The organism is Pseudomonas farris (assembly GCF_019145235.1).
GTDB lineage: Bacteria > Pseudomonadota > Gammaproteobacteria > Pseudomonadales > Pseudomonadaceae > Aquipseudomonas > Aquipseudomonas farris.
In genome coordinates, this window is record NZ_JAHSTV010000004.1 from 450466 (window position 1) to 472346 (window position 21881).

Annotated in this window: 20 protein-coding genes and 5 pseudogenes; 15 read left to right on the forward strand and 10 right to left on the reverse strand. The window is 56.1% G+C overall.

Features of this window, described 5'->3' with window-relative positions:
- Positions 1 to 240 precede the first annotated feature (240 nt).
- Entirely contained in the window at positions 241 to 1098 is an 858-nt protein-coding gene (locus KVG95_RS11005) for a TauD/TfdA dioxygenase family protein (RefSeq protein WP_217856382.1), read from the forward strand.
- Between the two features lie 340 nt (positions 1099 to 1438).
- Here the strand turns inward: KVG95_RS11005 and KVG95_RS11010 are convergent, their stop codons facing one another.
- Positions 1439 to 2092, reverse strand: a complete 654-nt coding sequence (locus KVG95_RS11010) for a TetR/AcrR family transcriptional regulator (protein WP_217856384.1) — start codon at positions 2090 to 2092, stop codon at positions 1439 to 1441.
- A gap of 101 nt (positions 2093 to 2193) precedes the next feature.
- Here KVG95_RS11010 and KVG95_RS11015 point away from each other — a divergent pair, with 101 nt between their 5' ends.
- Both KVG95_RS11015 and KVG95_RS11020 read left to right on the forward strand, forming a co-directional pair.
- The gene (locus tag KVG95_RS11015; protein ID WP_217856386.1) at positions 2194 to 2934 is read left to right on the forward strand and encodes an SDR family NAD(P)-dependent oxidoreductase; all 741 of its coding nucleotides are present in this window, start codon (positions 2194 to 2196) and stop codon (positions 2932 to 2934) included.
- A complete protein-coding gene (locus KVG95_RS11020; protein ID WP_217856388.1) occupies positions 2931 to 4124 on the forward strand; it encodes an MFS transporter in 1194 nt (397 codons plus the stop codon). Before KVG95_RS11015 ends, KVG95_RS11020 begins: the two co-directional genes overlap by 4 nt.
- A gap of 601 nt (positions 4125 to 4725) precedes the next feature.
- On the opposite strand, the gene umoC is transcribed toward KVG95_RS11020, so the two are convergent.
- Both umoC and KVG95_RS11030 read right to left on the reverse strand, forming a co-directional pair.
- Positions 4726 to 5226 (reverse strand): lysozyme inhibitor LprI family protein, encoded by a 501-nt coding sequence (umoC, locus tag KVG95_RS11025; protein ID WP_217856390.1) that lies wholly within the window; start codon positions 5224 to 5226, stop codon positions 4726 to 4728.
- A gap of 604 nt (positions 5227 to 5830) precedes the next feature.
- The gene (locus tag KVG95_RS11030) at positions 5831 to 6256 is read right to left on the reverse strand and encodes an ester cyclase (RefSeq protein WP_217856392.1); all 426 of its coding nucleotides are present in this window, start codon (positions 6254 to 6256) and stop codon (positions 5831 to 5833) included.
- A 237-nt stretch (positions 6257 to 6493) separates the two neighbouring features.
- Between KVG95_RS11030 and KVG95_RS11035 the strand changes: the two genes are divergently transcribed.
- Entirely contained in the window at positions 6494 to 7444 is a 951-nt protein-coding gene (locus KVG95_RS11035; protein ID WP_217856394.1) for a LysR family transcriptional regulator, read from the forward strand.
- Positions 7445 to 7548: 104 nt separating this feature from the next.
- Here the strand turns inward: KVG95_RS11035 and KVG95_RS29775 are convergent.
- The 3 genes and pseudogenes from KVG95_RS29775 to KVG95_RS11050 form a co-directional block, all read right to left on the reverse strand.
- Positions 7549 to 7688 (reverse strand): annotated as a pseudogene (locus KVG95_RS29775) (IS66 family transposase); the annotation flags it as partial.
- Positions 7689 to 7804: 116 nt separating this feature from the next.
- The gene (locus KVG95_RS11045) at positions 7805 to 8212 is read right to left on the reverse strand and encodes a DUF3224 domain-containing protein (RefSeq protein WP_030131260.1); all 408 of its coding nucleotides are present in this window, start codon (positions 8210 to 8212) and stop codon (positions 7805 to 7807) included.
- A gap of 69 nt (positions 8213 to 8281) precedes the next feature.
- Positions 8282 to 8484 (reverse strand): annotated as a pseudogene (locus KVG95_RS11050) (transposase domain-containing protein); the annotation flags it as partial.
- Positions 8485 to 8771: 287 nt separating this feature from the next.
- Here KVG95_RS11050 and KVG95_RS11055 point away from each other — a divergent pair.
- The gene (locus KVG95_RS11055; RefSeq protein WP_217856396.1) at positions 8772 to 10049 is read left to right on the forward strand and encodes a sugar MFS transporter; all 1278 of its coding nucleotides are present in this window, start codon (positions 8772 to 8774) and stop codon (positions 10047 to 10049) included.
- A 13-nt stretch (positions 10050 to 10062) separates the two neighbouring features.
- Here the strand turns inward: KVG95_RS11055 and KVG95_RS29780 are convergent.
- Both KVG95_RS29780 and KVG95_RS11060 read right to left on the reverse strand, forming a co-directional pair.
- A pseudogene (locus tag KVG95_RS29780) lies at positions 10063 to 10425 on the reverse strand (site-specific integrase); the annotation flags it as partial.
- Positions 10426 to 10762: 337 nt separating this feature from the next.
- Positions 10763 to 11023 (reverse strand): hypothetical protein, encoded by a 261-nt coding sequence (locus KVG95_RS11060; RefSeq protein WP_123722349.1) that lies wholly within the window; start codon positions 11021 to 11023, stop codon positions 10763 to 10765.
- 819 nt (positions 11024 to 11842) lie between these two features.
- On the opposite strand from KVG95_RS11060, the gene KVG95_RS11065 reads away from it, so the two are divergent.
- A complete protein-coding gene (locus tag KVG95_RS11065; RefSeq protein WP_217856398.1) occupies positions 11843 to 12175 on the forward strand; it encodes a cyclin family protein in 333 nt (110 codons plus the stop codon).
- A 418-nt stretch (positions 12176 to 12593) separates the two neighbouring features.
- On the opposite strand, the gene KVG95_RS11070 is transcribed toward KVG95_RS11065, so the two are convergent.
- Both KVG95_RS11070 and KVG95_RS11075 read right to left on the reverse strand, forming a co-directional pair.
- Positions 12594 to 13073, reverse strand: a complete 480-nt coding sequence (locus KVG95_RS11070; RefSeq protein ID WP_225922989.1) for a cyclophilin-like fold protein — start codon at positions 13071 to 13073, stop codon at positions 12594 to 12596.
- Between the two features lie 81 nt (positions 13074 to 13154).
- Entirely contained in the window at positions 13155 to 14351 is a 1197-nt protein-coding gene (locus tag KVG95_RS11075; RefSeq protein ID WP_217856516.1) for an MFS transporter, read from the reverse strand.
- Between the two features lie 232 nt (positions 14352 to 14583).
- On the opposite strand from KVG95_RS11075, the pseudogene KVG95_RS11080 reads away from it, so the two are divergent.
- The 9 genes and pseudogenes from KVG95_RS11080 to KVG95_RS11115 form a co-directional block, all read left to right on the forward strand.
- Positions 14584 to 15081 (forward strand): annotated as a pseudogene (locus KVG95_RS11080) (AraC family transcriptional regulator); the annotation flags it as partial.
- A gap of 180 nt (positions 15082 to 15261) precedes the next feature.
- Complete coding sequence (locus tag KVG95_RS11085; protein ID WP_217856401.1) at positions 15262 to 15717, forward strand: (2Fe-2S)-binding protein; 456 nt, start codon at positions 15262 to 15264, stop codon at positions 15715 to 15717.
- Positions 15717 to 17966 carry a xanthine dehydrogenase family protein molybdopterin-binding subunit gene (locus KVG95_RS11090; RefSeq protein WP_217856403.1) on the forward strand — a complete coding sequence of 750 codons (2250 nt, stop codon included), beginning with the start codon at positions 15717 to 15719 and terminating at the stop codon, positions 17964 to 17966. Before KVG95_RS11085 ends, KVG95_RS11090 begins: the two co-directional genes overlap by 1 nt.
- A 17-nt stretch (positions 17967 to 17983) precedes the next feature.
- The gene (locus KVG95_RS11095) at positions 17984 to 19336 is read left to right on the forward strand and encodes a c-type cytochrome (protein WP_217856405.1); all 1353 of its coding nucleotides are present in this window, start codon (positions 17984 to 17986) and stop codon (positions 19334 to 19336) included.
- A gap of 11 nt (positions 19337 to 19347) precedes the next feature.
- A complete protein-coding gene (locus tag KVG95_RS11100; RefSeq protein ID WP_217856407.1) occupies positions 19348 to 20370 on the forward strand; it encodes an XdhC family protein in 1023 nt (340 codons plus the stop codon).
- 406 nt (positions 20371 to 20776) lie between these two features.
- Positions 20777 to 20842 (forward strand): annotated as a pseudogene (locus KVG95_RS30385) (transcriptional regulator); the annotation flags it as partial.
- 18 nt (positions 20843 to 20860) lie between these two features.
- Positions 20861 to 21061 carry a hypothetical protein gene (locus KVG95_RS11105; protein ID WP_007895617.1) on the forward strand — a complete coding sequence of 67 codons (201 nt, stop codon included), beginning with the start codon at positions 20861 to 20863 and terminating at the stop codon, positions 21059 to 21061.
- Between the two features lie 54 nt (positions 21062 to 21115).
- On the forward strand, positions 21116 to 21280 hold the full coding sequence (locus tag KVG95_RS11110; protein WP_217856409.1) for a hypothetical protein: 165 nt from the start codon (positions 21116 to 21118) through the stop codon (positions 21278 to 21280).
- 44 nt (positions 21281 to 21324) lie between these two features.
- Positions 21325 to 21804, forward strand: a complete 480-nt coding sequence (locus KVG95_RS11115; RefSeq protein ID WP_217856411.1) for a hypothetical protein — start codon at positions 21325 to 21327, stop codon at positions 21802 to 21804.
- Positions 21805 to 21881: the final 77 nt, after the last annotated feature.

The window sequence follows — 21881 nt, forward strand, 5'->3', positions numbered from 1 at the left end:
GGTCACGTCCCAATACGCGAAGATTTTGTCTCGCAATGCCCATGGCGCTGCTCTCGAGCAATCTACCATGGGGCCGCAATCGCTCTGCCGATCGGGCAAGAGCTTATGCCGGGCGCGCGTATCCCCACTTACCGAACCCGCAAAGACTGGATCAACAATAAAAAACGCCGCCGTGTATCAAGGCACTATTTCACCTGCCCCGCCCACTGTCCGGCGATAAAGCATCGAAACGGAGACGCCATGCGAGTCGAACAACTGACCTGTGCCATCGGCGCGGAACTGCACAACGTGAACCTGGGTGACGCAGTGCGCGATGATGGCTTGTTCATTGAAATTTACGCGGCGCTATTGAAATACAAGGTGCTGTTCCTGCGTGATCAGGATCTGGACAAACTCTCACGTCGCGATCACGAAGCATTTGCCAGCCGCCTTGGCCAGCTTGAAACCCACCCGATGCTCCCAAGCCATCCGGAGGCTCCCGGTCTGGTGCAAATCTACAAGACCCCGGAGAATCCGGCGGATCGCTACGAGAATGCATGGCACTGCGATGCCACCTGGCGTGAATCGCCTCCGATGGGTGCCGTACTGCGTTGCATCGTATGCCCACCGACCGGTGGCGACACCATGTGGGCCAACATGGTGCTGGCTTATGACAATCTGCCCATAGATGTGAAGCAGGAAATCGACAGCCTGATCGCCAACCACAGCTTCAATTCTTCCTTTGCCGCCGCCATGCCAAAGGAGAAGCGCCTGGCGATGAAGGCGCAATACCCGGATGCCGAACATCCAGTCGTGCGTACCCATCCCGAAACGGGCGAGAAGGTGCTGTTCGTCAATGCCTACGCTACGCATTTCGTGAATTACCACAGCCAGGGACGTGTCCGTGTCGGCCAGGACTACAACCAAAAAGGCGTCGATCTGCTGAAGTACCTGATCAGCCAGGCCTACAACCCCGAGTATCAGGTCCGTTGGCGTTGGAAGAAAAACAGCGTGGCGATATGGGACAACCGCTGCACCCAACACTATGCAGTGATGGACTATCCGCCTTGCCATCGCAAGATGGAGCGCGCGGCCATTATCGGCGATAAACCCTACTGATATGTGAATGGTCCAGAGACCGGAGACGCTTCTGAGCGTCTCCTTGGGTCGATTGCAGCCCTTCGCGACAGGCAGAAATCGGCCGAGGGTGTGTAAAAACGTTTTTGAGCGCGACAGGTACTCAAAACTGGACTGGAAATTACGCTTCTACGCGAAATCCACATCTGCTGACGTGCCGATAAATTTCAGATTTAACGTAGACGCGCGCACTTCAATTTTGGCGAAGCGTTTTTACACACTCTGGACCAATAGCGGACACTCTCCGACGGCGCCCCCCCCCTGTTGGCAGAGCCGTCCCCCACTCCAGTCGTACTCTGCTGTCCAAATAATGCGAACACTATCATGAGTGCGTTCGAAGAACAGTGGTGTCACGGTTTTGTGCCAATGAATCATCCCTCGTCAGTGCCTGCCACGCGACGAGCGCGCTGTGGGCGATTTCCTCGAGTTTTTGACGCCTCGCGCCATCGCGCGCTTGAATCGACATACCTTGTTGAACCGTGATGAGAAAACGCGCTACCGCCTCAACGTTTACCCCTTCGTCAATCTCACCACTCTGCACACCTTGAGCGAGCTTTTCGGCAAGGATCTCGACGTTGCGCGCTCTTTTGGCTGATACGTCGGCTCCGACAGCGGCGCTGGCCTGCGTCGAGTGCAAGGCTGAAAGGATGATGAAGCACCCGCTTGGCTTGTCGATCCTGCTGAATTCGCGGGCTGAAGACATCAGGAACGCCTCAACAGCGCCATATGCCGAGGTCGCGGCAAGTGTCTCTTGCCAAACCGCGGCTCCATCGGTCGCGCGATAAAGATCCACTGCTTCCCTGAAGAGTCCTTCCTTGGAGCCGAACGCTGCATACAAGCTCGGCGAGCCGATGCCCATTGTGGCAGTCAATTCCGCCATCGAAGCGCCTTCGTAACCCTTCTCCCAGAAAAGTTCCATTGCCTTGGCAAGACTTTTCTCTCTATCGAAATTCCGGGGCCGTCCACGATCCGCCATGTGTTTTCACCATTTATGTGTTGATCGTTATATTAATTGTTGACGCGTGTTTTCGGAGAATTATATTCTGTATCGATCATCACATAAATAGAGGACTCACCATGTTGTCACTTATCGGTAAGCGCGCATTTGTCACCGGTGGAAGCCGCGGTATCGGCGCGGCCATCGCTCGCAGGCTCGCAGCAGAGGGCGCTGACGTTGCGATTGCTTATGAGCAATCAGCGGATGCCGCCCAGGTCATCGTCGAAGAGCTAAACAACGCCGGCCGCCGCGCGGTCGCGATCCAAATGGACGCAGCATCGCCAGATTCGATCCGACAGGCAGTCGATCGCGCAGCTGCTGAACTGGGTGGGCTCGATATCCTGGTCAATAACGCGGGCATCATCCGTGGTGGCCCGGTTGAAACTATGAGCGTTAAAGACATCGATGACACCCTTGCAGTCAACGTAAGAGCGGTGCTGCTGGCCTCGCAAGCAGCACTGGTTTATCTGCCAAAAGGAGGCAGAATCATTTCCACCGGCAGTAACCTCGCCGAACGAGTGCCTGACGCGGGTATGAGCTTGTACTCGATGAGCAAGGCGGCATTGATCGGTTGGACCAAAGGTTTGGCACGAGACCTCGGGCCGCGAGGCATCACCGTCAATATTGTGCACCCTGGCTCTACTGACACGGACATGAACCCCGCCAATGGTCCGCGTTCTGAAGCCCAGCTTAATCGCATGGCGATCAAGAGTTACGGCCGAGTGGAGGATGTTGCAGCGCTGGTTGCATTTGTTGCTCGAGACGAAGCTCGCTCGATCAACGGCAGTGGTTTGACCATCGATGGCGGTGCCAACGCGTGAACGTCGCCACCATCTCTGCCGATGCACGGCTCAAGCAAGTGCTCTGGGTACTTGTGCCCGCCATCAGCGTGGTGGTGGCAACTGAGTTCATTGTGATCGGTTTGCTGCCACTGATCGCCAACGATCTAGGCATTTCGCTTGCAGAGGCGGGACGCCTGACAGGATTGTTCGCGTTATCCGCGGCGGTGGCCGGCCCTGGACTCACGCTGCTAGGCAGTCGTTGGTCTCCACGCTCCGTGCTGGTGTTCACGTTGTTGCTTTACAGCGTCGGCAACACAGTGATGGCCTCTTCATCCAATTTTAGTGTTCTGCTGACCACACGCATTATTCAGGGCGCAATGCTTCCGGCGTTCGTCAGCGTGGGTGCTGCGGCCGTGGCATCACTCGCCATGCCGGATCAAAGAGGTCGAGCGCTGGCAAATGCCAACCTGGGCTTTGTCATTGGAGTATTGGTCGCCCTGCCTGCGGGTGCTGCACTGGCGAAATGGGGCAATTGGCGACTGCCATTCGTGCTGCTGTCGTTGTTTTCCTTGGTGGCAGCCGCAGTGACATGGGGTCGCTATCCCAACTATCGAGTCCCGGAGATTCCCAGCATCGCTTTGCCGCTTAACTTGCTACGAAACGCCCTGTTCCTGGGACATCTGCTGCTCTCCGTCCTGCTCTTCGCCTCCATGTTTGCCGCGTACACCTTTCTCGCCGCCTGGCTGGACGGGTATCTGAATCTCAGTGGCTCACAGATTGCACTGACGCTATTGCTGTTCAGCGCCATTGGGCTGATGGGTAACAGTGTCGCAGCTCGGGTAGCTGATCGTGCACCCGTTGTCGCGACTGTGGCGAGTGCGGCCGCCCTGGTCGTGGCAGTCAATCTGGCCGGAGCGTTTCATAATGTATTGCCGGTCATAGCCGTGCTGCTCGTGATCTGGAGTGTCGCCCACACTGCCGGAGTCACGCTTAGCCAAGTGCGGGTAACGATGGCCGGAGGACAGGCGCCAGCGTTCGCCATGACTATGAACTTATCCTGCGCGAACCTGGGGATAGCGATTGGAGCTTTTTGCGGCGGATGGGCCATAGATCGTGGGGGAGTTGCTGCAATCGGCTGGGTACCAGCCATTTTTGGGGCGCTGGCGACAATACTATGCATCGTACTCGCCCGAGCTGGCCTAGTAAGAAATCACCGATGCATTGAATGAGACGATTCAATTTCACCTGTTGTTGTATTAACAAGGATTGTCATCATTGCGTTTAGTGGGCGCTGGAAAGTCCGATCCTGTTGATTTTTTGCCATTCCCAACGACAGCTATGGGTCGAGGCTGTGTAAAATGCTTTAGAACACGATCGACAGTCGGGGCTGGAGCAAAAATCGCGCTCCTACGCAAATTTCTGGTCTGCTGATTACACATGCACCAGCAGATTTTACGTAGCAACGCAGACTTCAAAAAAACGCTTCGCCAAAATTGAAGTGTGCGCGTCTACGTTAAATCTGAAATTTATCGGCACGTCAGCAGATGTGGATTTTGCGTAGAAGCGCGATTTTCAGTCCAGTTTTGAGTACCCGTCGCGCTCAAAAACGTTTTACACACCCTCGGCCAAAAGTGGACGTTCAACCCACACCTTCTTCTTGGCCAGAAGCCGGCGACTGGTGGACAATCGCGCAAAGAAATTACGATCGCTCGGCTGCTACTCAGACCGCTGCTCCCTTATAAGGGAAATAGATTCGTGCAGATTCAGATTATTCATACCCGAACAGAAAAGTTGCTCCCCGATCACCTTTACTTTGAACCGTCAATAAATTCAATCGGAAAGTTTCTTTGTTCTCCACCGGATCAAATCGACTTTGCAGGCATTTAAAACATCCCCAGAGCCCGAGCCCCCCATCATGGAGTCTCCTTCCCACTGGCACTGTGCATCCTTGAACGTCTCGAAAGCCTTCTGAGAGGCGAGCAGCGAGGTAAGCGCTTTGGCCGTCGCACTCGAATCGATCTCCTTTGTCTTGGCTTCCAGTTTTTTGTAGGCGATATGCATTTGTGACGTGGCTTCGCGAATCTTACGCTCAAGACAAGACTGCAAGACGGTCCGGGGCTGATCGCCAATGGTGTCGTAGCATTCGTTCAATGCTCCAGCTCGAGCGTCGCTGGTCACTGCAGTTTTTGCTGCGGTGGTAGTAGACGTAGCAGCCACATTGACCGTGCCATTTGTGATTGGGTTTACATCAGGTTTCGCGGGTACTTGAGCAAATGCCGTACCGATAGCAAATGAAGTCGCTACAGCGACCACAGAAATGAGTTTTCTCATTTTTATCTATCCTTTTGATGTATTTATCGAGGGGCCAGAAACAACTTTGAGTGCAAAGCCGATTGTGTACTGCGTACGCAGGATTAGGCCCGTTGAGGTAAGTAGTGCTCACAGTCCCAGACCTGTATGACCGCATCCAGGGCAAGCTGTTCAACGCCACCAAGAACAAGCATCAGCAACAGTTTCGGCGCCCGGCAAATAGACCTGTATGGGCGCATCGGCCAAGCTCTGATCGACGCCAAGCAATCGGGTCATTCCGCCAACAATTAAAAGATGGAACTGCTGCTGGACAGTTTTGATTGTGTTGCATCGACCGGTTGAATCCACAGTTGATTTCGGTCGGTCGTGACAGGCAGAAAGCGACCCAGAGTGTGTAAAAACGCATGCGCCATTTTGAAGTCTGCGTTGCTACGTAAAATCTGCTGGTGCATGTGTAATCAGCAGACCAGAAATTTGCGTAGGAGCGCGATTTTTGCTCCAGCCCCGACTGTCGATCGTGTTCTAAAGCGTTTTTACACAGCCTCGGCCAATAGCGGCCTCTGACCACCGTAGAGAAAATAATTTCACCACGGTGGATTTAGCTCCCTTGAGATTTAACTAAGTGTTACTCGTAACTGATGATTCCGAGTTGCTTTGCCATGAACAGTTCGTTCCGTTCAACGATCTCCTCGATCACTTTACCCTCTTTGTTGAACCGGAAATACGTCAGGGCCGTCCACGTCAAGCTCTTGCCTTCTACGTTAAAGCCGTGCCATGTATTGGAGCCAGTTGCACAGTGTGTCAACGCGACTACAACAACGTCATCTGTGACAACTTCCTTGCTGAACGTAGTTTTAATTGTCTTATAGCGTTCGAGAACATTTGCGCTCAAGGCTCGCTTGAAATTTTCCAAACCACCTATCGGAGCATCGCAGTCCGGCCGATGCACGACCACGTCGACATCGAAATACTCGGAAACTCGCTCAACGTCCTTACCATCCACACAGTATTTAAAGTAGCTCTTCACCGTTTCTAGATTTTTGACGCTCATACAACCTTACTCCTCTCACATTGATAACAGGCAATAAATTCAAGGACTTTATAAAAGGCCGCCCCGCTTAAAATGAGTCGTATCCCAGAGATGTTAAATCAATACGGACAAGACCTTTTGCACACGTCGCAAGTGTTTAATTGGAACGCCCCAGCGCGTCAGGCACATTCTAGGAGGGGTTATGGTATTCGTAAATCTATAATATAGTAGATGTGATATCGGCTGTAGGAATACCACATGAGTCTGGAACGGTTGGAAAAATGGGCGACAGTCAGGCATTTCCGCTTGGCGATTGCATTGTTTGAATATGGCAGTGTTTTGCACGCTGCACGCTCGCTGAACCTCTCACAGCCTACAGCGAGCAAGCTGCTACAAGATCTGGAAGAGGCTGTAGAGGCTCAGCTCTACACTCGGAATCGCAGGGGGGTTACGCCTACAGAGCTTGGTCGGGACTTTGTGCAGCGCAGCCGGATGATCCTTGCCCAGCTGGATCATGTATCCCAAGCAATCGACGCTCTTGGAAAAGGGCATGCCGGGCGTGTTGCCATAGGAAGCGTGTTAACAGGGTCAAGTTATCTTGTGCCTGCAGCCATCGCGCGACTCTGGGCAAGCCGACCAAGCATCCGCATCAAAATCGTCGATGGTGTGAGCGGAGAACTGATACCTCGGCTCATCTCAGGCGAATTGGACTTCTTGATTGGGAGACTTTCCGATGTCAGCTCAAGCGTCGTTGTCGCTCAGGAGGCGCTCTTTAGCGAAAACGCCATCATCGTTGCGCGCCGTGACCACCCTCTTGCTCAGCAATCTGGGGTTAAACTGGAAGAGCTCGCGCGCGAAGCATGGATTCTGCCGCCAATAGAAACTACTTTACGGAAGCAGTTCGATAACATTTTTCATCGAAAGGACATTGACCCACCACATGCAACTATAGAAACAGCATCATTCTTTAATATACTTTGGTTATTAAAACAGACCGATCTTCTTGGAATATTACCTCAATCAGTTATTTCTGACCCAGCACATAGTAATGAGCTAGTTCGCCTCCCGGCTTTCGAACCTTTAATTCTGGAGCAAATCGGTGTTTCCCGACTGGGAGACGCTACATTGTCACCTGCCGCCTCCGCTTTATTAGACGCACTAAGAGAGGTTATGCACAGCCCCCCAAAAACGGGGGAGTACCTTGTGTAAGAGAAGGGTTCTAATCTTTGCACTAGCCCATCGTATGGATGGATAGCCTTGAGAACAGGAAGCAATCGGCCAATAGTTGGGAGCCCTGAAGGTCTGCTTTGGGTCGGCAGCTGCCCTTCGCCCAGATAGCACGTCAGCGCTACCCAGCGCTTAAGGCTGTAATCCAGGGCTTTGGCCGTAGCTGATCCGTTGGGTACAAGGTCACGCTGGGCCGCATCCAGTCATGCAGCGTTTTGATGAACGGTGATTAAGGATTAAGCCGCTACTCCATAAAAGTAAGCGTCCGGCAAAGCCCGTTAAGCACCTAGCGAAGACACCTCCCTGATGCGTCAGGGGCGGTGCCCTTTTCGGCTTGTTAAATTATTCGAGGTGGTAATTCAACCAAATATGGTGCGTTCCATCGATGTCAATTGTGATCCCTCCTGACCCTGATATCCCTTTCAAACCATCCGTACCACTGCCTCCAACTATGCAGAAAAACTCATCTGCACGATCAATTCCGGTCGTGGAGGCGGAATGAATGAAGTTAAAGGAACCCTCTACCCCATTCACCGTACCCTTGAAGCTCTCCATCGCGATGTAGCTGCCCCTTCTTGACGCTTGGTCGAACGCCGCAGTAAAAGCTGTTGAAGAAATACCATCGATAGCTCCTGTATAGGACTTTTCCATGGAGCTGATCGACACTGGTAAGCCTGTTGTAATTTCGGGCGTGGGAGTCAGGTCAGTTGGTTTGAAATTCTTGGAGGAAAAAGTGGCTCGCGCTTCCATTCGGATCAGTCCTGTTCCATATGAGTTGAGGGGTCATTCTAATGCAAGAGCACCCTCACGTTGAGAACGTCAGGCCGAGACCCAATGCTGTGGCAGCAGTTGATCGATCTCACTCGCTCCGTCGGCAGGCGCGTCAGCACATCTTTGAGATACGCATAAGGATCATGCCCATTCATGCGGGCTGACTGAATCAAGCTCATGATCGCAGCTGCCCGCTTACCGCTGCGTAGCGACCCGGCGAACAACCAGTTCGAGCGTCCAAGTGCCCACGGCCCTGCTGCAGCCCAAATGAGCGAATTTACCCCTTATCTCGGCATAACCCCCAAGAGATCCAGCGGCTTGCCAAACGAAAAGTCAGGCACTAAGGTAGCGCCCTCTAACGACTGGCCCCGGACTTTGGGTGAGCGGTAGCGGCTACAGACAAAAAATCAGATGGCAGCGCACCCTCCTTTGGCGAGTACTTCACCGCACAAAGATAGCGCTGTCTCACTATCAAGGTGCCTGAGGCTCGATAGAGCTTTCCTTGAAAGTAACAATCACAAGAAAGAGGAAGCCCGTGATGACGAACGCTAGTGCTAGCGCGACTGTCACCAACAGTTTGGCAACACCCCACGCCCAACGGATGAGCACCTACGTGTTCGCGCTGTTTTTCATCCTCGGCAGCATCACCAGCCTTAACGATGTCCTGGTGCCAAAACTCAAGCACCTCTTCAGCCTCAGCTATACCGAGGCCATGCTTGTGCAGTCGTCATTCTTTTTTGCCTATTTCATTTTCGCCATACCCGCAGGCCTGCTCATTTCGCGAATCGGCTACATGAGAGCGGCCGTCCTCGGGTTGCTGCTGATGGCTGGTGGATGCCTGCTCTTCATTCCTGCCACCCAGTCCGCATTGTTTCCAGCCTTCCTCGGCGCCCTCTTTGTGCTTGCGATTGGCGTGACAACCGTTCAGGTCGTTGCGAACCCGCTGCTTTCACTACTCGGAACCGCCGCAATGGCCCCCAGCCGCCTCACCCTCGGCCATGCGTTCAATTCGCTGGGAACCACGGTCGCACCCTACCTGGGTGCCATACTGATCCTGGGCTCCCTCAATGCGGTAGATACCTCCGCATTGTCGCCAGCAGAACTGACGTCCTTCCTGTCGCAGGAAGCCAGCGTGATCAGCAACACCTATGCAAGCATTACGCTCTTCATCTGCATCGTCGCCTTGATCGTCTGGCTGAAAAGAAATGAGCTGCAACCGTCAACAAGACCTGAACGTCTCAATCCACTCGCTGCGCTCGACCTTCTAAAGCAGCCGCGCTTTGCACTCGGCACCGTTTGCATATTTCTCTATGTCGGCGCCGAAGTCACGATTGGCAGCCTCATCACCGACTACCTCATGCTGCCGACAACCCTGGCCCTTCCCGCCGAAGCCGCAGGCAAGCATGTTGCCTTCTATTGGGGTGGCGCCCTGGTTGGCCGCTTTATCGGCTCGGCGCTGATGCGCACTTTCGCGCCCGGGAAACTGCTGGCCTTTGCCGCCACGGCAGTCATTGTGCTGTTGACGATCTCTGCCACCACACAAGGCGTTGTTGCCGGATGGTCGCTGCTGGCCGTCGGGCTGTTCAACTCCATCATGTTTCCGACGATCTTTACCCTTGCGACCGCAGGGCTCGGTCATCGCGCGGCGGAAGGTTCGGGCCTGTTCTGTTGCGCCATTGTTGGCGGGGCATTTATTCCGCCATTGACAGGGTATGCGGCCGACCTCTCGACGCTCGCGATGGCATTGAGCGTGCCAGCGACCTGTTATGCCGGCATCGCAATTTACGGTTGGTATGCCCGCGCTCCGAAGCACTAGCATTCCCTGGCGCGCGGCTAGCCCATTGGTAGAGGCTAACGATTAGATTCAACCGCTTGTTCGCCGTGCCAGGATCGAGCCCCAGCTCGCCTTGAGACCAGTCCCGGTAACGAGATAGGACGCTCAGACCGTTAGCGGGGCTCTCTTCACCCCAGACCAATCCATTGGCTTCCAAGAAAGCGAAGTAGTCGTACAGACGACGTCCGTAGGCTTCCCAAGTCAGTTCGCTTCGTGCCTCACCGGACTCCACGAGAATGTGCCTGAGGAAGGATTGCACGGGCTCAACAGGCCAGCCATCTGAGCCAACCAACAGCGGAAAACCTTCGAAAGATCGACCTGCTAACGACAGATCTTTTGTTGCGAATATCAGTCTCATCCCACAGCCTTCAAACACCTTCCAGCGGACTCCCCATCAATAGCCAGGATGGGAAAGGGGCCGGTGGCTGTGCCCTGAACGTTTACAGTCCCTAGGATTAGGGTTGAATTTTCGGTTTTGCTGGCTTCGACCAATGTGAAGACAACGCCGTACTGATGTCGGCGGTGTTGGTCATCAGGCAAGGGGAAACGCGCGCGGACTCAGGCTGGGCCAGCGGATTCTGGGATGCAGCGCTGGCAGTCGAGGGTTCACATATCTACGGAGGGTCATCAAAGCAGTGCAGGAAGCGCTACACCAGGAAAAGCAGCAGGTGGCAACCTGACCAATCCTTACCTTTTCACACACTCTCCACAATCAGTTGATGCTTCGTAGTCTCGATACGCGTAATCGCAGGCACTTGGCCCGGCTGAGAATGGATCATTAAGTACTGTTGGGTACGCTCGGTGTCAAAGACCTGACCTGCTGCCTCCATCTCGTCAATCAGCTGCCGATCGACTGAGTAGTAGCCACAGTTCGAACATTTAAACTCATCAAAACTGCCTACTGGATAAGCTTTCTCGGCGCTATCGCCACATACGACGCAGACAGTGATGCTCATACGCACCTCCTTTTGAATCATCTATCAACTGTAGCTGATCTCGCCTCTATCAACCCTTCCACCGCCCGGGCATGACCCGGCATAGGACGCCCCATTACGAGTGCAGACCAGGCCGCGTGGAATACATACCAACTGGATCGCGCCGCATGAAACGCATCTACTTCAGTGCCGCCATGACCGGCTTCACCGATCTGAACTTCCCCACCTTCAAAGCTAGCGGCTAATCCCGGCACTCGTCATCACCTTTGCCTGAACCGCTTGCACGACTGCGAACCAGAAGAATCTGTTGCATTGCCAGTTGTGCATCAGGATCTCTGCATTCAGCCATGACTCAAGACAATCGCCTCCGCAATCTTCGAGCTCTGGCGCGGTATCGAGAGGACGCTTGCAAATATTGCATGTACGCATTCTGGGCTCCTGCCTCAGTGTTCAGGCAAATCAGCTGCTCCCTCTTCCTTCAAAGTCAGCCGCTATAGCGGTAACGATCCAATGGCATCAGGGATAGGGGACAAAATCCCCTAAGCGTTCTCGGGCGATCGGGACAGCGTATTCAAGCAGCTCAAGCGGAACGTCCTGTACGAACAGAGTCACCTCAAAGCGAAGCGTCTCGTCGTTTCTGAAAATTTCAAATAGGGGGCCTTTGTTGCCTCTCCAGCACTCCAGCGCTAGGCCATCGTGACCTTCAACAACGCTTGAAGCGCAGCAAAACCGATATTCAACTCCGTGTACGACCACGTCCCACCTCCATTTTTTAATGGCGGCAACGATACCTCTCTCCCATACGAACTTGATAGCCGCTATAGCGGCAAAGGAACTGTCATGCCTGAAGAAACTGTTTTGATTGATTCGCTTCCGGTCCATCGCGATGCGGACGGCTGGTGGTCGCACCCTGACTACCTCTCGGAGTTCGATGACGAAATTACCGAGGAGCAGTTCAACGATTGGTGCAAGCGCCATCAGGTGGAAACGAAGATCACCTATATGGAAAGCGACGTATCGACCGACGTGTTCAACGTTTACATGGAGGAAGGTCAGGTTGATTGTTCGGCTTGGGAGATTCAGCCCCCAAACGAGCCTGGCTGGTTCATCCTTTCGATCCACGACGCCGAGGATGGCCCTGTTTGCATCTGGGGCCGGCGGGTGACGCCATGACCGACATAAAAGAACGGCCGATCTTGTTCTCAGCCCCGATGGTGCGCGCCATCCTGGAAGGCCGGAAGATGGTCACTCGGCGAGCAGTTAAGGTTCAGCCGAACGATGACGCCACTATCGAGGTCGACCTATACAACCCCGTGGTTGTGGATCGGCGAGGGATTGAGCAACCAGGCCCTGAGATATTCGGGGCTTTTAGTGATGATGGTATGTGGGGTGTCCGCAGGAGGCCTCCGGCCAAGCACTCATAGCTCACGGCAATGCCGAACGCCTGCTGCGTCTTTGAAGTAGGGTTAATGAAGATCCATCAAACAGGACGACATCTAGCCGCGTGCAGTTTGAAGCAGGGCTCATCGTTGCAGCTGGTGTGACCCAGGAGGTCCCAATGCCCAATAAATGAACAGAACGGAGCCCCCAACTACTCGCTCACCTCTAAACGGGCACTGAACTCCCCTTCCATCGCTGCAAGCTGCTCGATCCCTGAAATAAAACGGCCTAGATGAACGAGATCACCGGAACTCTTGAAGCTGCGGTAGTACACCACCAAATTGCCCCATGGCGCATAGAGCGCTAAATCTCCCACGGATGGCTTTAGTCCAAAGGGTGCCCTATCGGTTGAGAGCTTCCGGGGCGGATAAGCGATCTTCTCGACGTTGTTGTAGTCACTGAACTTCAACGTGAGTGGCAGCATGGACACAAGATCGCGGGAAGCCGGGTTGTCATTCAACTCAACCACCGCCTCATGGCCTTCAAACTTGAGTCTGACCTTGGTCAGCATGGTTGATCTGGCTGGCATCGCAGGAACCTCTTTGATCGGTCCTGCCTGATCAGGGCCTTCGTGCAGCGATGAGTTTTGGGCCATGGCAGCAGGACTTATCGATGCACAGATTACAATCATCGAGAGGCTCAACCACACAGTCGATCGAGCGTTTCTTTTTCTCATGTCGATACCCCATGCGCCGAGCCCTTCCTGATTTTGTCAGGCAGTCGCGTTCGACTCGGCAAGATGAACTTCAGTGGCATTGCGACCCGCTAACCAAGCGAGCGCAGACGCGGCGACCAATACGGCTGCGCTGAGCTCGAATGTGGCTTTGTAACCACTTAGATCAAATGCCAAGCCGCCGATAATTGCGCCGCCTGCGATAGCCAGTTGGACAATGGCCACAAGCAAGCCCCCTCCGGTTTCCGCATCATCAGGAAGAGTTTGAGCCAGCCATGTCCACCATCCAACGGGAGCAGCAGTAGCGACCAGCCCCCATAGACCGAGCAACACTGCGGTCAGCCACGGCGATGCGCCGAAGTTCACTAAAGCCAGCGCTATGACAGCCATTATCAGAGGGATAACCGTCAGCGTGCGGTAGAGGCTATTCCCGATGAATCTTTCGATCAGAAAGGTCCCGATCAAACCTGAAAGTCCCAGCCCCAGCAGCATGAAAGACAATGTTGAGACGCTAACACCGGTCACGACCTCAAGAAACGGGCGCAGGTAAGTGAACAGCATGAACTGCCCCATGAAAAATACGCTGACGGCTACCATTCCCAATGCGACTGGCAACTGTTTCATCAGCCGCAAGGCGTTGCCGCTACCTGTTTGGCGCTCGGTCTTGAAGGACGGAAGACTTATCAGCAGCCACACGGCCGCAAGTGCTGCGACAGGTACAACACAGAAGAACGCGCCGCGCCAGCCTATCAGCGAGCCAAGGAAGCTGCCCGCCGGAGCTGCGATTACCGTGGCCAGAGCGTTTCCACCATTGACAATGGCCAGCGCTCGGGAAACTTGATCAGGCGGCACCAGGCGCATTGCGGTCGCCGCCGACAATGACCAGAAACCACCGATGGCTATCCCGATCAAGGCACGCCCAAGCATGAATGAGGGGTAGCCCGGCGCGAGCGCGACGACCGTACCTGACCCGATCATTAGCAAGGTCAGACACAGCAGCAACTTCTTGCGTTCGACGCGAGCGGCGATCGATGCAATGACCAGGCTTGTGATCAATGCAAATGCACCGGACACCGAAATGCCCTGCCCTGCCTGGCCTTCCGTGATGTGCAGGTCTGCCGCAATGGGAGTCAGCAGGCTGACAGGCATGAATTCTGATGCGACCAAGGCGAATGCGGCCAACGACATGGCCAGCACGGCACTCCAGCCGCGTTTTTCTGTAGAAGGAAAAGTCATGGAAATTACCTGTGGTGCGAAAAGCGTGTTGGTGTGATGCGCAGGGGGGTCGAGCAGTTTGTCGCCCGCGTGGGCACTCCCCCTGTAACAGATCGACACATTCTCCCGGTCGATCTGCTTGAGCCCTAGTGCATTCCTCTTGAATGCTTGCCTGATCCTCTGAGGCTGCAGGGTGATGGATAGGAAACGTCTGTTCAGCGGATTAGAGTTCGGACAACAGGAGCGACCAACCATGATTCATATACCCCAGCGCCATGAATCACCTTTGGCGTTGAACATTGACCCGCGCGTGAGCGTATCGGGTGACTTCGCGACATCTATTCCCGGCCTGTCGCTGTTTCGTCGCGACCTGCCGGCGCCCCCCGCCGTGTGCATGATCGAGCCGAGCCTGATTCTGGTGGGCCGTGGTGAGAAACGGTTGTGGGTGGGTGGTGAGGGTTACAGCTACGGCCCTTCGCGTTTTCTGGTCATGTCACTGGATCTGCCAGCCAACTCCGAAGTGATTCTTGCCAGTCCCGAACAGCCCTGTGTCGGCCTCGTACTGAAACTGGATGTCAGCCTGCTCGCCGAGGTAATCACCAAAAGTGGCTTGCCTGCGAAGCGACATCAATCAACGGGTACGGGCGCGGGCATTGGCAGCATGTCGCCTGCCCTAGAAGGCGCGCTCGATCGCCTGCTGGCATTGCTCGATGAACCCGAGGCGATCCCGGTGCTGGCGCCGCTGATTCTGGCCGCCTGTTCGGTACCGCGCCCAGTCGTGACATTGCGCTGCTGCGTGGACAGCCACTCGAAACAGAAGCGCTCGGCAACGCGGCAAGTTGAACGAAAGACAAGCTTTTCCGGTGATGCGCCTCGCAGCGTTTCACTACTAATAACAATGCAAGTCAACCGATGATCAAGCGGGTGAGCCATGGAACTACGAATCAACCAGAAGACCTATCAAGTCGATGCCGACGCCGATACGCCCTTGCTGTGGGTGATCCGCGATGATCTGGGCATGACCGGTACCAAGTACGGCTGCGGACTGGCGCAGTGTGGTGCCTGCTCCGTACTGGTGGACGGCAATGTGGTGCGCTCGTGCGTCACGCCGGTGGCTGGTGTGGTCGGCCGGGAGGTCACCACCATTGAGGCCATCGAGGCCGATGAAGTGGGCAAGCGAGTCGTCTCCACCTGGGTCGATCTTCAGGTCGCCCAATGCGGTTACTGCCAGTCCGGGCAGGTGATGGCAGCCACTGCACTGCTCAAACAAAACCCCAAGCCGAGTGACGCACAGATCGAGGCCGCGATGGTCAATCTGTGCCGCTGCGGCACTTACAACGCCATTCATGCCGCCATGCATGAGCTTGCCGATAAGGGAGACGCATGATGAACGTTCGTATCGACCCTTCCCAGGAAGCATCAGCGCTTGATCTGCACGAACCGGTCAATGTGTCGCGCAGACGTTTTCTGACCGGTACAGCCGTGGGCGCACTGGTGCTCGGCTTCGGCCTGCCGCTCGGTTCGACACGCGTGCAAGCGGCGGCGGCGGCGACCGCCGAGCGTGGCACGCAGGTCCCGGCGTTTCTGGAAATTCGCCCGGACAACCGCGTGCGTCTGCTGTGCCCGTTCATGGAAGGTGGGCAAGGTACGTTCACCGCGATGGCGCAGATCGTCGGTGAAGAACTGGATGCCGACCCGGCGACCTTCCTGGTCGAAGCCGCGCCGCCCGGCGAGGCCTATGTGGTCATGGACAACGGCATGCGCATCACCGGTGGCAGCATGTCGGTGCGCATGAGTTACCCGGTCATGCGCCGCCTCGGCGCGCTTGCCCGCGCCATGCTGCTGCAGGCGGGCGCGGAGAAGCTTGGGGTGCCGGTGGGCGAATTGACCACCGAACCTGGCAAAGTGGTGCATGCCGCGTCGGGCCGTTCGTTGGCGTACGGTGAATTGGCCGAGCGCGCGATGGATCTGCCGGTTCCCGCCCCTGACACAGTGCAACTTCGTGATCCGAGCCAGTTCCGCTGGATCGGTAAGCCCGTGAAGCGCGTCGATGCCTATGACAAGTCCACGGGCAAGGCGCTCTACAGCATCGATCTGAAGGTCGAAGGCATGCTGCACGCCGCCGTTCAGCATGCCCCACGCTTGGGTATGACAGTGGGCAACGTGCGCAACGAAGACCAAGTCAAGGCCATGAAAGGCGTTCACTCCGTGCATCGTCTGCCGGGTGCCGTGGCAGTGGTCGCCGAGCGCTGGTGGCACGCAAAACGTGCGGTAGAAGCGATTCAGGTCGACTGGCAAGAGCCAACGGTCGACAGCAAAGTACGGCCGATGCCCGCAGATTTTTCCAGCGATGACTGGCTCAAGCGACTCGCTGAAGAAAAGGGCCCAGCCAGGGATGACGAGAATGAAGGGAACGTTGCTTCGATTCTCAGTGATGCCAAGTCTCGAGTCGACGCCACCTATCACAACCAATATCTGAACCACGGGCAATTGGAACCGCCTTCTGCGCTGGCCAGATTCAATCCGGACGGTTCGCTGGAAGTCTGGCTGCCTAATCAGGCGCCGGACATGTTCCGTGCGGATATCGCCAAACGCACGGGGCTGGATCCGTCTCGCATCACATTGCATTCACCACTGCTGGGTGGATTCTTCGGTCGGCATTTCCTCTACGACTCAGCCAGTCCTTATCCCCAGGCGATCGAGCTGTCCAAGGCGGTTGGCCGCCCGGTCAAACTGATCTGGAGTCGAGAGGAGGAGTTTTTGCGTGACGTGCTCCGTCCCGTTGCAGCGGTGAATTTCCGAGCCGCGCTGGATAACGACGGCTGGCCGCTGGCAATCGAAGCGATCAGTGCCACCGAAGGTCCTACTGAGGCCATCGCCGGCAAACAGGGTGAAAAGCTAGACCCCACAGCGCTTGAAGGGTTGTCGGGCAAGTCCTATGCGATCCCCAACAAGCGGATCGCGCAGATCTATGTCAAAGGCCCGGCAATGTTGGGCTACTGGCGTTCGGTGGGCAATTCGCTCAACGACTTCTTCTATGAGTCGTTCCTTGACGAACTGGCCGACAAAGGCGGCAAGGACCCGTTCGAACTGCGCCTGCATTTGCTGCGTGACAACAAGCGCCTGACCACACTGCTGCAGGCGGTGGGTGAGCTGTCGGGAGGCTGGAAGCGTGGGCCGTTTACAGCCGAGGACGGCACCAAACGCGCGCGAGGCGTGGCGATGGCTTCGCCGTTCGGTACACAGACGGCGGTGATCGCCGAGGTATCCATCGAGAACGGTCAGGTCAAGGTGCACGACATCTGGCAGGCGATTGACCCCGGCAGCATCGTCAATCCGGCGATTGTCGAGGCTCAGGTTAATGGCGCCGTTGCGCTGGGGCTGTCTCAGACACTGGTAGAGGAGTCAGTGTGGGTTGATGGCAAACCTCGGGCTCGCAACTACGACCTGTATCCGATCCTGCCGCCTGCGCGGATGGCACGGGTACACGTTCGTGTCGTCGAGAGCGGGGAAAAAATGGGTGGCATCGGCGAACCGCCGTTGCCGGCCGTCGCGCCAGCCGTCGCGAACGCGGTGGCAACGCTGACTGGGCAACGGGTTCGAAGCCTGCCCATGAGCCGACACACCTTCACCTGATCAACGCCGGAGCGTCCATGAATAACAGCCGATTCGCAAGAACCGCTGGCTGGCTGGCGGTGCCGTGCCTGGTAGCGGCAGGCCTGCTGGCCTGGTATGTCACTCGCGAGCCCGCCTCGCCTTTTGAAAACCACCACATAGCCGTGGCCGACATCGACCCTGCGCTGGTCGCCCGTGGCGAATACGTCGCCAGGCTCAGCGATTGCGTGGCTTGCCACAGCGTGCCAGGCGGAGCACCGTTCGCCGGCGGCCTGGAAATGGCCACACCGCTGGGAGCAATCCATGCGACCAATATCACACCGGACACTGAAACCGGGATCGGCCACTACAGCCTGGCGGATTTCGACCGTGCCGTCCGCCACGGTGTGGCACCCGATAGCCGCCGTTTGTACCCGGCAATGCCCTACCCGTCTTACGCAAAGCTCAGTGATGACGACGTGCGTGCGCTGTATGCGTTCTTCATGAAAGGCGTGGCGCCGGTCAAACAGGCGAACATCCAGAGTGAAATTCCCTGGCCATTGAACCTGCGCTGGCCTATAGCACTGTGGAGCGGTGTGTTTGTTGAGGCCGAGCCCTATGTTGCAAGACCTTCGCAGGATGAAATGTGGAACCGCGGTGCTTACCTGGTTCAGGGTGCCGGGCACTGTGGCAGTTGCCATACGCCACGCGGCCTGGCGTTCAATGAGAAGGCACTCGACGAATCCGGTGCGCCGTTCCTCGCCGGCGCCTTGCTGGATGGCTGGTATGCCCCGAGCCTGCGTGATGACCACAACACGGGTCTGGGCAGATGGAGCGAGACGGAGATCGTGCAGTTTCTCAAGACTGGGCGCAACAGACACGCGGTGGTCTACGGCTCGATGACCGAGGCGTTCAACAACTCCACGCAGTTCATGACCGATGATGATTTGACTGCGATTGCCCACTACCTGAAATCGCTGCCCGGGGACCCTCAACGCGATGGAGCGTCCTGGCAGTATCAGAAGGTATCTGCCGCTGAGCGTCTGGACACTCCCGGTGCCCACACCTACGTGACGCGGTGTGCGTCATGCCATGGTCTGGACGGCAAAGGGCAGCCCGAATGGATGCCGCCACTGGCCGGAGCGACCTCCGCATTGGCCAAAGAGAGTGCATCGGCGATCAACATCACCCTCAACGGCTCGCAGCGTATCGTGGCCGCCGGCGTGCCGGACGCCTATCGCATGCCCGCCTTCCGCGAGCAGCTGTCGGATCAACATATCGCCGAGGTCCTGACATTCATGCGCAGCGCCTGGGGCAATCAGGGTAGTGCTGTCGATGCGCAGGCGGTTGGCAAGCTGCGTGAACACACCGATCCGGCTAGCAGCAGCCCGACCATCCTCCACATGCGCTAGAGGAGAGTTTGATGGAAAGCATCGATTTGCTGGTACTGCGCACCGCGCGGGACTGGCTCGCGGCCGGAGAACGCGTGCTACTGGCCACCGTGGCGCGAACCTGGGGCTCCTCACCGCGCCCGACAGGGTCGATGATGGCCTTGCGTAACGACGGTCGGGTGGTCGGCAGCGTGTCCGGTGGTTGCATTGAGGATGACCTGATCCATCGCTATACCACGGCCTATGGTGGGAGTGGCTTGAAGGACGGCGCACCGGAAGTGGTGCGCTATGGCGTCAGCGCCGATGATGCGCATCGATTCGGCTTGCCCTGCGGCGGTACGCTTGAGCTGATTCTCGAGTTCAACCCGTCTTGGCAGTCGCTCGATGAACTGCTGGCCCATCTGGATGACGGGCGGCTGGTGCGCCGCTGCCTGGCAGTGGCGTTCGGTCAAGTCACGCTCCAACCCACCGCGACACCGGAGCAATTCAGTTTCGACGGCAAGCATATGCTCAATACCTTGGGGCCAGGGTATCGAATGCTCATGATAGGTGCCGGCGCGCTGGCCGAGTATCTAGCCACCATGGCGTTGTTCAACGGCTTCAAAGTATCGGTTTGCGATCCACGTCCGGAATACATCGAGACTTGGGCGGTGACCGGCGTGGAGCGAATCGTCGGCATGCCCGATGATGTTGTCCGCGACTTCGCGGTCGATCTGAGAACCTGCATCGTCGCCTTGAGTCATGATCCCAAACTCGACGATCTCGCATTGCTCGAAGCCCTCCATAGCCCGGCGTTTTACATTGGCGCCATCGGCTCGCGGCGCAACAGCCAGCTGCGCCGCGAACGCCTGATTGAGCATTTTGGTGAGACCCAGGCGTCACTTGAGCGTCTGCACGGACCGATCGGCATCTACATTGGCAGTAAGACGCCTGCAGAAATCGCCGTCAGTGTGATGGCCGAGATCCTTGCGGCCAAGAATGGTGCTAGCTTGCCAAGTGAGTTCAGTGTCGCCCAAGCTAAACATTCCATCGAATCTGTAGCCTCATCACCGTAGACCTATGCTTGGTTGAAAATCTCCAGGGTCCCCGCCGGTTGTCAGCTCTTCCCCGCATACGGTTCTTCCAGTAACGGCCTCCGCACCCTACTGCCTTCGTGTAGGTCGCGACTTAAGCGATCCGGATTTCATTTTGGCTAGCCGACAAGCACTCCCAGCTCGGAGCAATGGGTGTGGTGCCCAATGGGTGTTCATCGAAAGCCGAGGCAAGCGCCCGCTAGTTGGCCAGATGTACGCCCAATACAGAAATACCCATATTGCACGGTTATGGGAATACCGACTTGCAAGGGTATGGGAGCGCCCGTAATACTTCGCGGATGGAATTTAAAGAAAGACTCAAAGCCGCCCGTCGCCATGCAGGTCAAAACCAGACCGAGCGTGCTGAGCCCGCCGGTCTCACGCAGACGATATCGTCGACGGCGACATGTACGCGATCAACCACAACGGTCAGCTCCGCGTGAAGCTGGTCTACCTGAAGAAAGGTTGATCAATGCCAAAGAAACATCAGGAAAGCAAAGCAGCGACGGCTGCTGACATTGAGCGCTCTATCCAGGCGCTGAACAAAATGGCTGAACGCCTCTGGGGCGATGGCCGGGAAGCTGAGGCGAAAGCCCTCCTCGATGCCTTGGACGCGTTAAACAGGGCGCTCGATCGGATCAGGATTGGAGAGAGCCGCAGGGTTCTTCATTGAAATGTACACGTCCCGGCTGAAGGCTGGGAGTATAAACAGCAAGGTGGATGGCTGATGGGGCTGCTCGAGTTTCTATCCGACCTTCTCGGTGGTCCCGCTAATCTCCAGCCTTACGAAAAGCCTCGCAGAGTCTTCACGCGCGGCTTTGTTGCATTCTGCGTGCTGGTGGCTGTTTTTGAGCTGATAGCGCTGAACCAGTTCTATGGCGCGCGCGGCTGAATTCTAGCTACCCGATCGCCGATATATCAATTGAAATGAAATTTATGAAAAAGCTACTTCTCTCGCTCTTTATAGGCTTGCTTCTTTCAGGTTGCGCCACAGCCCCAAGCTACCAGGTGCCCGATGGCCTTTGGTACGCAGAAAAAGAAGATCCTGATCACTATCGATATCACGTTTATGTTTACTTTAAGGATGATAGTCACTTCATCTGGTGGCGGACCAAGGAAACTCAGGACGTTGTCATGAAGCGATGGGCGTACTACACCCACGACCATCCTGGGGTAGACAATCCGACCATTTACACCCGCCAGGGGGAGCAATTAAAGGGCGAGCGGCGCATTGTCAATAGAAGCAGTGAGGGCATTCTTCAAGCCACGACCACTCAGACTTTTAACGGGCGCTTTAACGGTGACGAGCTGGTCATGGAGTTCATTACCGCCTCGGTTTGGGCCTCTGGTGACGATGCTGGCAGGGATGTGGTGCGATGGTCGATGAAGCAGCTCAGATCTCAACCCGCCAAATGATCAGCTGTCCGGCGATCACCGGATGCCATCGAAAGTGCTGAGGCTAAGCAACGTGTTTCCGGACTCTGAGGTTGTAC